This window comes from uncultured Lamprocystis sp. (assembly GCF_903933125.1).
GTDB lineage: Bacteria > Pseudomonadota > Gammaproteobacteria > Chromatiales > Chromatiaceae > Thiodictyon.
The window spans coordinates 1-14,022 of sequence record NZ_CAIZIZ010000227.1 but is presented as its reverse complement, the minus strand read 5'-3'; the positions used below and the strand labels follow the sequence as shown (position 1 = coordinate 14,022).

Sequence of the window (14,022 nt, the reverse complement as noted above, 5' to 3'; positions counted from 1 at the left end):
GTGGGAGCGGCGTCCCGCCGCGATGGGGCCGGGCGCGTCGCCCTACCGTTCGAGATCACCGCGGCACCCATCGCGGCGGGACGCCGCTCCCACGGGAGACATTCATCTTCCGGGGTGGCTGATGTTCCTTCCATCGCCGTTAGCCGAACAAGCCCAACGCAGACGCAATGTCGACCGGCTAAAGCCTCGGCCTCCGGTCTTCCGGCGGCCGGAACGACGATCACGGCCCGCTCGGTTATAGCTCGCCTTTGAAGGCTTTATCCAGCACGGCGGGAAGCAGGGCGTCCAGCTCGGGTTGGTTGGCGGCTTGGGTCTGTTGGATAGCGGTCACCTTGACTTGAAGCGTGCTGAATTCTCTCTGTTTCTCGATCGTGGGAACCGGCACGATGAGTTGCTCCAAACGGCCCATCGCCAGGGTCCGGTTGCGGTCCGCGCTTCCGGGTGAGGCGCCCTGCACCTGCTCGATCCCTTCGTTCGTCAGGAGATAAAAGCATAGGAACTCAGGGGTGGCGATCCCGTCCCTGGCAACGCAGGTGATGTAGCGGTGCGAGCCGACCCGGCCATGGTCGGCCTCTCCGGCAACGGCGATAGCGCCCTCCCAGGCCTTAATGTTGCTGATGACCAGATCCCCGGTATGAACGCGAAAGAGCTTCTGCCAATCGAGATCCGCGCCGCTCAGGGTCGGCTTATGGAAAAGACCCTTGCCGAATGAGCGCGCCCCCAACTCGGGGTAGACGCCGTCCAGTTCAATCGCGACTGGTCGCCGAACGATGGGGGCGACTTCCGCAAGCGGGCGATACGCGGCGCCTTGGATCAAGCGGTGAAAGACGCTGTGCAGCAGGGCCTTGGCGTCGCCTTGGATCTCCTGGCGCAGCCGCCGTGCCTCGTCGAGGCGGGTTGTAACCGCCTCGATCCTCGCAACAACCTGATCCTGTTCAATCACCGGAGGAACAACGATCGCAATCCTGGAGAACAATTCCTCACGCAAACGTACCCGGTTGGTTGTTCCTTCGCTCGTGGTCCGACAGGCTTCGACAAAAGCCTCGGTCTTGCTGAGCCAGGACAAATAACGCGGCCTGAGCCTTGATTCATCGCAGTCGAAGACTGGAAAGTCATTGGTAACGACCGCACCGGCTAATTCCGCGGGGATGATACCGGACGCACCATGTCGCGCGTCGATGCGCGAGAGAATGAATTGTCCTGGACAGACCTCAAGACGCCGGTCGCCGCCCATCTCGATCCCTTGCCGAAAGCCGCGGGAGACGACCCCTTTCCCCTTTAGCCGAACGGTCACCTCCTGGTAGGTCGCATCAGGATCAATCGTTATCCACCGATCGGATTTGCGAAGCACGCTACCGAGTTCTACCGATTGCCAATGACGCATCACGCGGCTGTCCGGTCAATGAGTGTTCTGATCTCGGCAAGCAGATCATTCACCCGGCGCTCTTTTCTCAGCATGTCGTCCAGCAGCTCCAGCGGCTCCCGATGCTCCAACGCCTCCAACCCATGCGGATTCTTGATATCCAGATTGACCGACAGCAACCGCCCCTCGGCGTCGTACTTGAGTACATCCGCGACATTGACCCGCCAGGCATCGGCGCCTTCTTTCCGGTCAACCCACCAGGCCAGACAGGCCGCGAGGTCGGCGTCTTCCATCGGCTTGGTCTTGGTGAATTTGCGCCGACCGGCGGGCAGCGGGACCCGGTAGTACCAGATCGTCTCGGTCGGCCCGGAACGGTCGAAGAAGATCAGGTTGGACGGAATGTCGGTATAGGGCGCGAAGACGCCCTCGGGCAGGCGCACGATGGTATGCACATGATAGTGCTTGAGCAGGTCTTCCTTCACGCGGGCACAGACACCGTCGCCGAACAGGGTGCCGTTGGGAACGATCACGCCGGCCCGACCGCCCCGGTCGTTACCCGGCCCGGGGCGTTTCAGACGGCGCATGATGAGTTGCAGGAAGAGCAGCGCGGTCTCCGCGGTTTGGCGGTCCTTGGGGAAGTTGCTCAGGATGCCGCGGTCTTCCTCACCGCCGAAAGGGACATTGGTCAGGATCAGATCCACCCGGTCCTGATCGGTGAGGTCACGCAACGGAACGCGCAGGCTGTTGCCGGGGTCGATGCGCGGGTAGTTGAGCCCGTGCAACAGCAAATTCATCTGCGCCAGCAGGTAGGGCAAGGATTTGGCCTCGCCGCCGCGGATGCTCGTCTCCTGAAGGGTGGCCAGATCGGCGACCGAGCGGCATTGCTGCTGCAGATGGACGAACGACTCCACCAGGAAGCCGCCGGTCCCGCAGGCGGGGTCCAGCACAGTCTCGCCCAGGCGCGGATCCATCACCTGGACCATGAAGCGCACCGCCGGGCGCGGGGTGTAGAACTCACCCGAGTCACCGGCCGCATCGCGCATCTCGCGCAGCAGGGTCTCGTAGAGCCGGCTCAAGGTGTGCATTTCCGCGGAGGCGGTGAAGTGGATGCCGTCGACCAACGTGATCACGTCGCGCAGCAGGTAGCCGTCCGCCATGCGGTTCTGCATGCCCTTGAACACGGTGGCGATGACATCGCGCCGATCGGCCCCATCCACGCTGCGCAGCCCGCGCAGGTAATAGAAGAGCCCGGCCCCGCGGGTGCCGTTGGGACGCATGGCCTCGTCATTGTTGACGAAGGCGATCAGTTCAGCACCGGTGATACCGCCGGCATCCGCACCCCAGTCGCGCCAGCGGTAGGGCGGCGCGATATCCGGGCGAAAGGGCGTCCCCGCCAACGCGGCGTTGGTCTCGCGCAGGTGCTCCATGTCGTCGAGGAACTTGAGGAACATGATCCAGGTGAGCATGGGCAGCCGGTCCAGGTCACCATTGAGGCCCTTGTCTTTGCGCATGATGTTGCGCGCGGACTTGATGATGGCCCCGAGCTGCTGCGCGGTGGTCTGGGGTGTGACTGGCTTCTTGGGGGGCATGGGTGAGCGGTCCAGGGGCTTGGGCTGAGGTCGCCGGGAGAGCGGGACGGGGTAGGCCGGCGGACCCTGACGACGGAGGTCAGGCAGTGGCGGGATTGCCGATTGAATGTCCGTCAGCCTGAAATCACCACCGGGGCAGTCATCGGCTGGGCAGACCGGCTTCGTCATAGCCGATGATCTCGTCTGCTGTACGCGTGTCCAGTACGGGAAGGCTCGCGAAACGGTCGGCCCTGGCGAGGATGTCTTGCGCGGACGGACGCGATCGTGCCGGGGCGCTATCCGCCCGAATCGACTCGATAAGCGCTTTAGCGTCCCGATTCACCGAACGATGATGGGCGCGGGCCTGCTGCTTGAGCCAGGTACGCAGCGCGCCGGACACACCGCGGAGACCAGCCATACTCTCGCCTCCAGGCGACATCAAAGTATCGGCATTATTCAGGCAGTTCGGGCGGCAAGCAAGCAGCCTGGAACTCGGTTTCACCGAAACGTCTTAGCTTAATCACTCTGTGTCCTCTGTGTCCTCTGTGGTGAAACATCCGCCCCAGATTCAGCGATTTCCGATCTCCGCATAAAGCAGGCTCTGCAGCCGATTGACCGCCTGACGCATGGCGACCGGCCCGCCGAACAGGTCGGCAATCTCCATGGGGTTACCGTGGATGGCGATGGGCGGGACCTGGAGGGCGTGCGGAATCCGAAATTCGTCTGGACCGTGCTCGGTGTATTGATCCAGCAAGGCGTCGAGGATGCCGCAGGCGACGGCGCTGAATTGGTCGAAGAAATCCGGCTGGTTCTTGCGCAGGTGCTCCGCCCGCTCCCGACGGGTGCGTAACGGGCGCTGGAACGCGAGATGACACAGCAGATCCAGCGGATCGGCGTCCGCGTGGCCCGCCGCCTCGGCCAAATGTGAAAACGCGATACCGCGGCGGTTCAGTTGATCGAGGATCGCCTCGCGCTTGACCGGATCGGCCCAGTCGGCAGCCAGGGCGTCGGGCGTGCGGAACAGGGTGCGGATCTGGGCGGCAGTGTAGTCGGTGTATTGGATCACCCGCAGTTGATTGCCGTCGTCGTCCAGTTCGGAGACGACATGGGCGATGATCTGAACCTGACCACCGTCGACATAGTATTTCAGCGGCGGTGTCGGTTCTGTACCATCTGCGCCATCGCCGATGCCGGGTTCGCCCGGCGCCGCGTCGCCCGGTGCGACCGCCTCGATCCGGGTCGGGTCCAGGTCATCGGTGCCGGTCTCCCGGCCCTGCGCATCGATCACGGTGAGGTCCATGGCTTCCGGGAAGCCGTCGAAATCGGGGTCGGCGAAGCGCGCGGTCGCCGAGCCGGTGTAGTCGATGATGTTGAACCAGGTCTTGCCGTAGTCCTCGCGCATCCGCGTGCCACGCCCGATGATCTGCTTGAATTCGGTCATGGCGTTGATGACACGCACCAGAACGACGTTCTTGCAGGTCGGCGCGTCCACGCCGGTGGTGAGCATGTGCGAGGTGGTGAGGATGACGGGTGTCGGCTCGTCGGGCTCCTGGAAGCGGCTGAGCAGGGCGCGGCCCCGGTCGCCCTCGTCGGACGTCACGCGCTCGACGTAATGCGGATGCTTGGCGACCAGATCCTGATTGAGGTTGGTCAGGGCCTGGCGCATGGCGGCGGCGTGCTCCTGATCGACACAGAACACGATGGTCTTGGCCCAGCGGTCGGTGCGGCGCATGAAGTCGGTGAGATGCCGGGCGACGGCCTGGGTGCGGGCCTTGAGCGCGATGATGCGCTCAAAGTCCTTGGTCTCGTAGTGCTCGTCGGGGATCGCGCGCCCGAAGCGGTCCAGTTCGTCGCGGCTCGGGCGCCAGCCCGTGGCGTCCACGTCGGTCACGACCCGATGCACCCGATACGGGGCGAGGAATCCGTCTTCGATACCCTGGCGCAGGCTGTAGGTATAGATGGGGTTGCCGAAGTAGGCGTAGGTGTCGCGGTTGTCCTCCCGCAACGGTGTCGCGGTCATCCCAAGCTGATAGGCCGGCTCAAACCACTCCAGGATCTCGCGCCACTGACTTTGGTCCCGGGCACTGCCGCGGTGACACTCGTCGACGATGATGAGATCGAAAAAATCCCGCGGGAATTGGCGGTAGAGACCGGGGCGCGACTTGTCTTCAGCGATGGCCTGATAGGTCGCGAAATAGATCTCACGGCTCTTGCGGACACGGCCGCCCTCGATTTTCCAACGCGCCTCGCCGAACGGGGCGAAGTGCTTGTCCTTGGGGTCATCGACCAGAAGATTACGGTCGGCCAGAAACAGAATACGCGGCTTGCGCTCGCGCGTGCCGTCGCGGCTCCAGCAGGCGTTCCACAGCTTCCAACAGATCTGAAAGGCAACCAGGGTCTTGCCGGTCCCGGTGGCCATGCACACCAGGCAGCGCCGCCGACCCTGGAGGATCTCCCGCAGCGCGCGGTTGATGGCAATCTCCTGATAGTAGCGGGGCTGAGCCTCCGGCACATGATAGGAGGGGGTCAGGAGGCGCGACGCCGCTGCAGCGCTGAGACCCTGAGCCGCCTGCACGCGTGCGAACAGCGCATCGGGCGTGGGAAAGGCGTCCAGGCTGGTTTCGGTGCCGGTGATAAAATCGAACTCGATGATCCAATGCCCGTTGGTGGCATAGGCAAATTTCAGATCCCGGTCCTCGGCATAGCCTTTCGACTGCTGGAGCCCGGCGCCCACGGGCGCGTCTTCCGGCTTGGACTCGACCACGGCGAGGGCGTAGTCGCGGGTGTAGAGCAGAAAATAATCCACCCGCTTGCGCTCTCCGCGTACGGCCTTGCCGCCGATGATCCGAACGCGGCCGGCGGTATAGGTCTGCTGCTCCGCGAGCGCATGGGGCGGTTCCTCCCAGCCGGCGGCGCGCAGCCGGGGGGTGACATGGATGCGGCAGGTGTCGGCCTCGTTCAGTGACATCGTCAGGGTCTCGCGGGCGCGCTGCCCATGACCATGGCCGGGTCGACCCGCTCGGTCAACAGCCGATCCAGATCCGCCAGTTCCGGATAACGGGCACAGACCGCGCGGATATAGCCTAGTGTGCGCGGGATATCGTTGAGATAATGCGCCTTGCCGTCGCGATGGTTGAGCCGGGCGAAGATACCGCAGGCCTTCAGATGACGCTGAGTGCCCATGAGGTCGAACCAGCGCAGGAAGCGCGCCGGCTCAATGTCCGGCAGCACCCCGGACTGGACGGCCAGTTGGAGATAGCCCAAGGCCCAGTCGGTGACCCGCTCGGGCGCCCAGGCGATGTAGCAGTCCTTGAGCAATGAGACCAGATCGTAGGTAATGGGTCCGACCACCGCGTCCTGAAAATCCAGGATGCCCGGACTCGGCGGATCGGTGATCATCAGGTTGCGCGAGTGATAGTCCCGATGGACACAAACCTGTGGCTGCTCCAGCGCACTGGCCACCAGACAGTCGCCCGCACGGACCCAGCCGGCCGTTTCCTCGGGGGTAAGCACCAGCCCCAGGTGGCGGACGAGGAACCATTCGCGGAAGATCTCCAACTCGCGATGCAGGAAGGCGTCATCATAGTGCGGCAGACCGTCCAGCGGACCGCAGGCCTGAATGACCGCCAGGGCGGCGAGTGCGTCCCCATAGAGCCGGTCCGCACTCTGCTCATCAAGTTCGGTCAAATAGAGCCGGTCGCCCAGGTCGGAGCAGGCGAGAAAGCCGTTGGTCCGGTCCTCGGCGTGGATTTCCGGGGTATGCAGCCCGATGGCGCGCAGGCGCCGCGCCAGGTCGACAAAACGACCGCAGTCCTCGTGCGCGGGCGGAGCGTCCATCAAAATCATGGTGTTCTCCTGCCAGCGGGCCCGCCAGTAGCGGCGAAAACTGGCGTCGGAAGAGGCCGGTTCCAGCACGAAATCCTCCCTACCGAGTACCATGGCGACCCAATGTGTTAATAGCTCATGCCGTGCAGTCAAGATGATTCCCTCAGCGATGGTGACAACAATAACCCCAGGCCGCGCGGCCAGCCCTCAGGCACGCGCATTCAACGTCGCGTTCGCCGCGGTTTTCGTGGCCGAACGGGGCCGAACGGGGCCGCGGCACCGCACCCGACGCGCTGTTCAAGCGCGAGCGGTCGGCCGAGCGCTGACGGCTGACCATTTTTTCCAGGATAACCGCATTGCTGGCCCGCGAAGAATGTGACATGGTTGCAGCGAATTCCCAATCCGTCCATGTCGTGCGTTCCCTAATCCTAACCGTTGCGCTCATTCTGGTCGCCTTGAGCCCATCGCAGACGCTTCCCGAGAGCGCCGCGGTCGGTCCGCGGCCTTGTGCCGACCAGGACTCCGGCCAAGCGCCGGACCAGGGCGCGGCCGAGGGTTCAGGCAGCGCCGCGGATTGCCCTACCCCCGTGTCGCCAGACGGCACGCCGGCTCAGGCGGATGTCCGCGCGGAATCGCCCGACCCGGTCACGGATCAGGGGTCGACCGGAGCCACAGCGCCCGCGAGCCCCGCGGACATTGCCGCAGTGCCTGCCGCGACCGCGCAACCGTCAGACGCGACACCCCCGGCACCGGCCGCTCCAGCCCCAACCCCGCCGGCCCGAACGGCGACGGACACACCTCCGCCAACGCGAGTCGCGAGCGATCCCCTTCCCGCGGCGGCGGGGCCGGCAGCAACCGATCGCCCGAAACCGACACCGGACCCCATCCCCGAGCGGGTGGTCGCACCGGCGCTACCGGCTGAAACTCCACCGTCAGCCCAGGTGTCCCAGCCCCCGGAACCGGCCCGCCTGACGTTGCCGATCGTCCTGGACCCGGCACGCCCGGTGTTCACCGGCATCGCCCCGCTGGTCCTGCCGCCGCCGGATCAACCATCCACCGCAGCGGATACGGCACGGATGAACGCGGCCCTTGGCCCGCAGCCGAAAGTGGTGACGCGCGATGCCGAGGCCCGACTGCACGCCGGACTGCCCTGGGAACGGTGCGGACCGCCGGGCCGCGGCACCGGAGGCGGCGCGGCCCCCGCGGCGAACCCCAATGTGCCGGTCGATGCCACCGCCGATCAGGCCGATTACGACCAAACCGGCGGGGTCGTGCGCCTGCAAGGGGACGTCGAAATCCTCCAGGGCGACCAACGCCTGGAGGCGGATCGCTCCCGCTATCATCGGCGCACCGGCGCGGTCGACGCACAGGGCAATGTCTATCTGGAGTACCCGCCCGCACGGCTGACCGCCGACTCCGCGGATTACAACCTGCGCACCAAGGAAGGGACCCTCCAGAATGTCCATTATCGCCTGTCCGGCGATGCCAACCTGCGCGGCACCGCCGCCACGGCCGACCTCCTGCCTGGTCAGATCACCCGCTATCGCGAGGTGACCTACACCACGTGCCCACCCGGCCGTTACGACTGGTCCATCCACGCACGCAGCCTGCTGCTCGACCACCCGGAAGGCTTGGGTACCGCCCGTCATGCGCGCTTGCAGTTTGGCAATCTGCCCGTGTTTTACACACCCTACATGACCTTCCCGATCGACGACCGGCGGCGCAGCGGATTATTGATCCCGACGGTGGGCTCCTCCGACACCACCGGCACGGACATCATCCTGCCTTATTACTGGAACATTGCCCCGAACCTGGACGCGACCATCACCCCCCGCTTCATGAGCACACGCGGGCTGATGCTCGGCGCCCAGGTCCGTCACCTCACGAGTAATCAGAAGACCGAGATCAACGGCGAAATCCTGCCGCACGATGCCGCGGACCCGGACCTCGGAACGCGGGGGGCGCTGCGACTGGAACAGACCGGTACCTTAGGCGGACGTTGGGGTACCTCAATCGACTACGCCATGGTCTCGGACGACCAGTACCTGGCCGACTTCGGCAACAGCCTGGACGTCACCAGCGTGCGCAATCTGGTCCAGCGGGGCAATCTCTCGTACAACGGCGGCACCTACAGCGTGCAAGCCTGGTTACAGGGCTTCCAGACCGTCGACCCGACGATCTCGCCTGCCAATCGCCCCTACGGCCAACTCCCGCATATCCAAGTGGATGTCCCGCGGACCCGCTGGGGTCTGCTCGAGTATGCCTTCGAAGGACGTTACGATTACTTCGACCACCACGCGAAGGTCCACGGCAATCGTGGCGTCTTGCTGCCCTCGTTGCGATTGCCGTTGCGGCGCAGCTTTGGTCACCTGATTCCGCGCGTGCGCCTGTATGCGACCGGCTATGATCTGGCGGACACGCAACCGGGCACCGCGTCGGTGCAATCCTTTCTGATTCCCAGTTTCGACATGGACGCCGGACTGGTCTTCGAGCGCGATCTCAACTGGTTCGGTCAGGGTGCCCTGCAGACCCTGGAACCTCGTTTCTATTATGTCGCGACACCCTATGAGAACCAGTCCGACACCCCGCTGTTCGACACCACCCTATTGGATTTCAGCTACGCCAGCCTGTTCAAACCGAATCGGTTCACCGGGTATGACCGCGTCGGCGACGAGAACCGCTTCACGATCGGCTTAACCTCCCGCACCCTGGGCAACAAGAGCGGTCGCGAATGGTTGCGCGCCAGCCTGGGTCAGGTGTATTACTTCGACAAGCGCCGGGTACAACTCACGGGTGTGTCGGCGGATGAAACCACAACCTCGTCGGTGGCGGGTGAGTTGTCCACCAACCCCGCACCGGGGTGGAATGCCCGTGCCAGCTTTCAGTGGGATCCGAATCTCTCAAGCAATCAATGGGAGAAGCGCGTGGTGCAGTTCCGCTATGCCCCGGGAGATGATCGGGTGTTCAATTTCGCGTATCGCTACAATCTGGGCCAGACCGAGCCCGAGCGTTACGAGAATACGGACCTGTCATTTCGCCTGCCGCTGACACCGCAGATCAGCCTGGTCGGGCGCTGGCTCTACTCGCTGCTCGACTCCGACACCGTCGACGCCTTTGCGGGAATCGAATTCGGCCGCTGCTGCTGGCGCTTGCGGATTCTCGCGCGTCATCTCAAAACCACGGCCGAGAGCGAGGGGAACACCAGCGTGATGCTGCAACTCGAACTCGCCGGCCTGGGTTCACTCGGCAACAAAATCGACAAACTCCTGGAACACGGAATCTATGGCTATGACTCGGACTGATCATGACGGCCCGCACACACCGCCACACACCACCTTCAGGGCGCTGTTCTGGTTGGTCGCCGGCCTGCTTTGCCTGGGCCTGACTCACCCGCTCGCCAACGCCGAAGAACTCGACTCGATCGTCGCCATTGTCAATGATGACGTGGTGGTGCAAAGCGAGGTGTCCCGCGAAATGGCGCAGACGATCCCCCAACTTCAGGAACAGGGCACCCCGGTACCCCCGCCGGAGCAGTTGCGCAAGCAGGTGCTGGAGCGGCTGATCCTGAAACGGCTCCAGCAGCAGCGCGCCAAACAACTCGGCATCACGGTCGACGAGGCCGCCCTGACCAGTGCGATCCAGTCGATCGCGAGCCGTAACAATCTCTCGATCGAAGAGCTGCAGGCCACGCTGGAAAGCAGCGGAATGCGCTTTGAGGCCTTTCGCGAGGACACCCGCATGCAGATCCTGACCGGCCGCCTGCAAAACCAGGAGGTCGTGGGCACCATCCAGGTCAGCGACCAAGAGGTGGAGCGCTTCCTCCAGCGCGACAAGGGCCAACTGATGCCGCGTGAACAGGTGCGGCTGCAGCACATCCTGATCGCACTGCCCGATAATCCGTCACCCGCCCAGATTGCCCAAGCCGAGGCCAAGGCCAAGCAGCTGGTCGCCAGATTGCGCGGCGGGGCGGATTTCGCCGCGGTTGCCGCCGCCAGTTCCGAGGGGCGCACCGCCCTGCAAGGCGGCGACCTGGGATGGTTCGAGATGGCCGCGGTACCGAGCCTGGTCGCGGACAAGGCCCAAACCATGGCACAAGGTGAGATCACCGATCCGATCCGCAGCCCGAGCGGCTTCAACATCATCCGGCTGGCGGAGATCAAGGGCGGGGTGCCGGGTAACGTCACCCAGACCAAGGCGCGCCACATCCTGATCCGCCCCAACGAGTTGGTCGCTGATGAAGACGCCAGAATACGACTGGCTCAATTGCGCATGCGCATTGTCGGCGGCGATGATTTCGCGACCCTGGCCCGCGCCCATTCGGACGATACGGGCTCGGCCCTGAAGGGGGGCGACCTGGGCTGGGTCAATCCGGGCCAAACCGTGCCGGAGTTTGAAGCGGCGATGAACAAGCTCGCCCCCAATGAGGTCAGCGAACCGGTGCACAGCTCATTCGGTTGGCACATCATTCAGGTGCAGGAGCGCCGCAGCCAGGACACCGCGGATGAATTGCTGCGGCTCAAGGCGAAAGAGGCGATCCAACGGCGCAAGGTGGACGAGGCGACCGACGCCTGGCTGAAGCGGCTGCGCGATGAGGCTTACGTCGAACTGCGGCTCGATGCCGCCAACACCGAACGCTGAGAGGAACCGACGCATGACTCCGCGGCTCGTCATCACTCCGGGAGAACCGGCCGGGATTGGCCCTGATCTGCTGGTTCGCCTGGCTCAGGAAGCCGGCGCGGCCCAGTTGGTCGCGGTCGCCGACCCCGACTTGCTGACCGCGCGTGCGCATGCACTTGGGCTGCCGCTGCGCTGCCACCCCTTTGCGGCCGACACCCCCCGTCGCCCGAGTGCAGCGGCGGAGTTATGGGTCGCTCCGGTATCGCTGGGTGCCGCCGTGCTGCCGGGCCGACTGGATGCCGCCAATGCCGCCTATGTGCTCGAAACGCTGCGGATCGGCTGCGATGGGTGTCTGACGGGCACTTTCGATGCGCTGGTCACGGGTCCGATCCATAAGGGCATCATCAACTCGGCGGGCCTGCACTTCACCGGACACACCGAGTTCCTGGCCGAGCGGTGTCACGCGCAACCGGTCATGCTGCTTGCCACCCCGGGTCTGCGGGTCGCCTTGGTCACCACCCACCTGCCGCTGAGTCAAGTCAGCGCCGCCATCACCGGGCCGCACCTGCGCCGCGTCATCGAGGTCCTGCACGCGGACCTCAGCCGACGCTTCGGCATCGCCGCCCCGCGCATCCTGGTCTGTGGGCTCAACCCCCACGCGGGCGAAGGTGGATACCTTGGAATGGAGGAAATCGAGGTGATCACGCCGGTGCTCAACGACCTGCGCGAACGCGGCTGGGACCTGGTCGGCCCCCTGCCGGCGGATACCGCCTTTTTACCGGAGCGTCTGGCGGCAGCGGACGTCGTGCTGGCCATGTACCATGATCAGGGCCTGCCCGTACTCAAGCACCTGGGGTTCGGTCAGGCAGTCAACATCACCCTGGGGCTGCCGATCATCCGCACCTCCGTGGATCATGGCACCGCGCTGGACCTGGCAGGAACGGATCGCGCCGACCTCGGGAGTTTGCACGCCGCGATAGCGGCCGCGCTGGTGATGGTGGACGCTCCGGGTTAAGGTGATTTTCGGGAAAGGATCTACCGCCGTGTAGGGGCGAATTCATTCGCCCCTACAACCCAACAGGCTTTCTGCGCATGCGCAGTCGGGATGCCTATTCACGGAAATCGCCTAAGGCGATTGCCGGCAATCGCGTAGGGAACCGTTCAACACGCGACACCAGTCCATAGCGCTTAGTCAACCAAAGGAGCCGCCCGATGAGCCTGATCGCCAATTTGTACGGTCGCCTGGGTGGCGATCCCGTGGCCCGCACCACCAAGAGCGGCAAAGACATGACCACGGTCCAGGTTGCCGTCGATGTCACGCCCCGCGATGCGGCGGCGCCGGAAACCCTGTGGTTTTGAGCGGGTGCGAGTTCGAGAAACCCGCCAAACCAGCCGCGGCATCATGATCGAAGACCGGCTCACCCTGAACTTTCAGATCGCCGAGCGGCTGCGCCTTGCCCGCAGCGCGTCCAGCCTATCCCTAGCGCAATTGTCCAACCGAACCGAAGGCAAGGTTTCGGTTTCGATGATCAGCAACTATGAGCGGGGCCAACGACGCATCGGCATCGAGGAGGCCCGTCTGTTGGCCAAGGCCCTGGGCACGGTCACGCCGGACTACCTGCTCTGCGTCGAGCCGCTGATGCGCTTCAGCCCCGACGAGCTTGACCTACTCGGGATGTACCGGAAAGCGGACGCCCGGGGTCGGGCGCTAATCCTCGCGAAGGCCATGATCGAGAGCGACCTGACTCCCTAAAAGGATCAGCGGCGCACACCACCGTGATTCACTCGGGCTTTGACAATCTTCGGAACGATTATGGAAAATTTTGCATAATCGTTCCGAAGATTGTCGGAGAGTAAGCCGGGTTCTCACCGCTGGTTAGACAGACGTTGGTGTTCTCTGTTGCCGCCTGGTTTCCCGGCGGTGCCACACTATCTCTGCCATACAGCGATTCGTTCCCGGCTCCTCGCAGAACCGGACTTGGAGTGTTACACCATCCGGCTCCCAGTTTGAGTCTTCCACCAAGGGATGGGATAGAGGTCATGTAGAATCCTGGCTTTGGGGAACAGGGGACGGATGTACGCAGTAAAACGCTTCCACGTCAGCGAACGACGCTGGCTGCGCCGATTGAGCCATTTGAACAACAGGCCGGAGGCCGCGTAGAGATAGGCCGCCAGACCTCGGCTATTACCGCTAACGCCGTAGTACTGTATATGACCGCGCGTGTGCCGGATAAAGAACGCCAGCATGGCATTACCGCCTTTCGCGCGTAAACGCCGCAGGTGCTCATTCAGCAGCTTGAGCTTCTTGTGCATCCGCTTGGCGTCGGTGTTGCGCCCGACCACGAAACGCCCCCGCAGACTCCGCCCAACGTAGTGGGTAAAGCCGAGGAAGCTGAAGGTCCTTTCGCCGTGTGGCCGGACGACGGAGTTGCCCAGGCACTGGCTGCCGAAGCGCAACAGCGCGGTCTTGGTCGGCTCGATTTCCAGGTCGAATTCGGCGAGCCGTTCGGTCATCGCCCCTAAGAAGGCCCGAGCGTCGGCTTCTTGCTCGAAACAGGCGACATCGTCGTCCGCGTAGCGAATCAGGTAGGCGTTGCCCGCGCAGCTCACCGCAAACCGTTTCTCGAACCAGAGGTCGAGCACGTAATG

10 protein-coding genes and 1 pseudogene are annotated in these 14,022 nt (G+C 64.1%); 5 read left to right on the top strand and 6 right to left on the bottom strand.

All coding sequences use genetic code 11. The features are described 5' to 3' along the window. Positions 1-235: 235 nt before the first annotated feature. From QZY03_RS11330 to QZY03_RS11310, 5 genes are all read right to left on the bottom strand, one after another. Positions 236-1,384 (bottom strand): restriction endonuclease subunit S, encoded by a 1,149-nt coding sequence (locus tag QZY03_RS11330; RefSeq protein WP_295581053.1) that lies wholly within the window; start codon positions 1,382-1,384, stop codon positions 236-238. Beyond that, positions 1,384-2,952 (bottom strand): class I SAM-dependent DNA methyltransferase, encoded by a 1,569-nt coding sequence (locus QZY03_RS11325; RefSeq protein WP_295581051.1) that lies wholly within the window; start codon positions 2,950-2,952, stop codon positions 1,384-1,386. Before QZY03_RS11325 ends, QZY03_RS11330 begins: the two co-directional genes overlap by 1 nt. 139 nt (positions 2,953-3,091) lie before the next feature. Further along, positions 3,092-3,349 carry a hypothetical protein gene (locus QZY03_RS11320; protein WP_295581049.1) on the bottom strand — a complete coding sequence of 86 codons (258 nt, stop codon included), beginning with the start codon at positions 3,347-3,349 and terminating at the stop codon, positions 3,092-3,094. A 150-nt stretch (positions 3,350-3,499) separates the two neighbouring features. Continuing rightward, positions 3,500-5,899, bottom strand: a complete 2,400-nt coding sequence (hsdR, locus tag QZY03_RS11315) for an EcoAI/FtnUII family type I restriction enzme subunit R (protein WP_295581047.1) — start codon at positions 5,897-5,899, stop codon at positions 3,500-3,502. A gap of 2 nt (positions 5,900-5,901) precedes the next feature. Continuing rightward, positions 5,902-6,870, bottom strand: a complete 969-nt coding sequence (locus QZY03_RS11310) for a phosphotransferase (RefSeq protein ID WP_295581045.1) — start codon at positions 6,868-6,870, stop codon at positions 5,902-5,904. A gap of 827 nt (positions 6,871-7,697) precedes the next feature. Here QZY03_RS11310 and QZY03_RS11305 point away from each other — a divergent pair. The 5 genes from QZY03_RS11305 (at position 7,698) to QZY03_RS11285 (ending at position 13,126) form a co-directional block, all read left to right on the top strand. Further along, positions 7,698-10,058: an LPS-assembly protein LptD gene (locus QZY03_RS11305; RefSeq protein ID WP_295581043.1), complete on the top strand. Its 2,361-nt coding sequence runs from the start codon at positions 7,698-7,700 to the stop codon at positions 10,056-10,058. Further along, positions 10,045-11,394, top strand: a complete 1,350-nt coding sequence (locus QZY03_RS11300; protein WP_295581041.1) for a peptidylprolyl isomerase — start codon at positions 10,045-10,047, stop codon at positions 11,392-11,394. Before QZY03_RS11305 ends, QZY03_RS11300 begins: the two co-directional genes overlap by 14 nt. Before the next feature lie 13 nt (positions 11,395-11,407). Beyond that, the gene (pdxA, locus tag QZY03_RS11295; RefSeq protein ID WP_295581039.1) at positions 11,408-12,388 is read left to right on the top strand and encodes a 4-hydroxythreonine-4-phosphate dehydrogenase PdxA; all 981 of its coding nucleotides are present in this window, start codon (positions 11,408-11,410) and stop codon (positions 12,386-12,388) included. Positions 12,389-12,585: 197 nt separating this feature from the next. Next, positions 12,586-12,732, top strand: coding sequence for a single-stranded DNA-binding protein (locus QZY03_RS11290; protein WP_295581037.1), 147 nt, complete (start codon positions 12,586-12,588; stop codon positions 12,730-12,732). Positions 12,733-12,775: 43 nt separating this feature from the next. Continuing rightward, positions 12,776-13,126 (top strand): helix-turn-helix transcriptional regulator, encoded by a 351-nt coding sequence (locus QZY03_RS11285; protein ID WP_295581035.1) that lies wholly within the window; start codon positions 12,776-12,778, stop codon positions 13,124-13,126. A gap of 233 nt (positions 13,127-13,359) precedes the next feature. On the opposite strand, the pseudogene QZY03_RS11280 reads toward QZY03_RS11285, so the two are convergent. Continuing rightward, positions 13,360-14,022, bottom strand: a pseudogene (locus QZY03_RS11280) (reverse transcriptase domain-containing protein); the annotation flags it as partial.

Bases quoted from the DNA above. Each gene is read 5' to 3' on its own strand.
- QZY03_RS11325 (WP_295581051.1), bottom strand. From the start codon at position 2,952: ATGCCCCCCAAGAAGCCAGTCACACCCCAGACCACCGCGCAGCAGCTC.
- pdxA (WP_295581039.1), top strand. From the start codon at position 11,408: ATGACTCCGCGGCTCGTCATCACTCCGGGAGAACCGGCCGGGATTGGC.
- QZY03_RS11285 (WP_295581035.1), top strand. From the start codon at position 12,776: ATGATCGAAGACCGGCTCACCCTGAACTTTCAGATCGCCGAGCGGCTG.
- hsdR (WP_295581047.1), bottom strand. From the start codon at position 5,899: ATGTCACTGAACGAGGCCGACACCTGCCGCATCCATGTCACCCCCCGG.
- QZY03_RS11300 (WP_295581041.1), top strand. From the start codon at position 10,045: ATGACTCGGACTGATCATGACGGCCCGCACACACCGCCACACACCACC.
- QZY03_RS11310 (WP_295581045.1), bottom strand. From the start codon at position 6,870: ATGGTACTCGGTAGGGAGGATTTCGTGCTGGAACCGGCCTCTTCCGAC.
- QZY03_RS11330 (WP_295581053.1), bottom strand. From the start codon at position 1,384: ATGCGTCATTGGCAATCGGTAGAACTCGGTAGCGTGCTTCGCAAATCC.
- QZY03_RS11290 (WP_295581037.1), top strand. From the start codon at position 12,586: ATGAGCCTGATCGCCAATTTGTACGGTCGCCTGGGTGGCGATCCCGTG.
- QZY03_RS11320 (WP_295581049.1), bottom strand. From the start codon at position 3,349: ATGGCTGGTCTCCGCGGTGTGTCCGGCGCGCTGCGTACCTGGCTCAAG.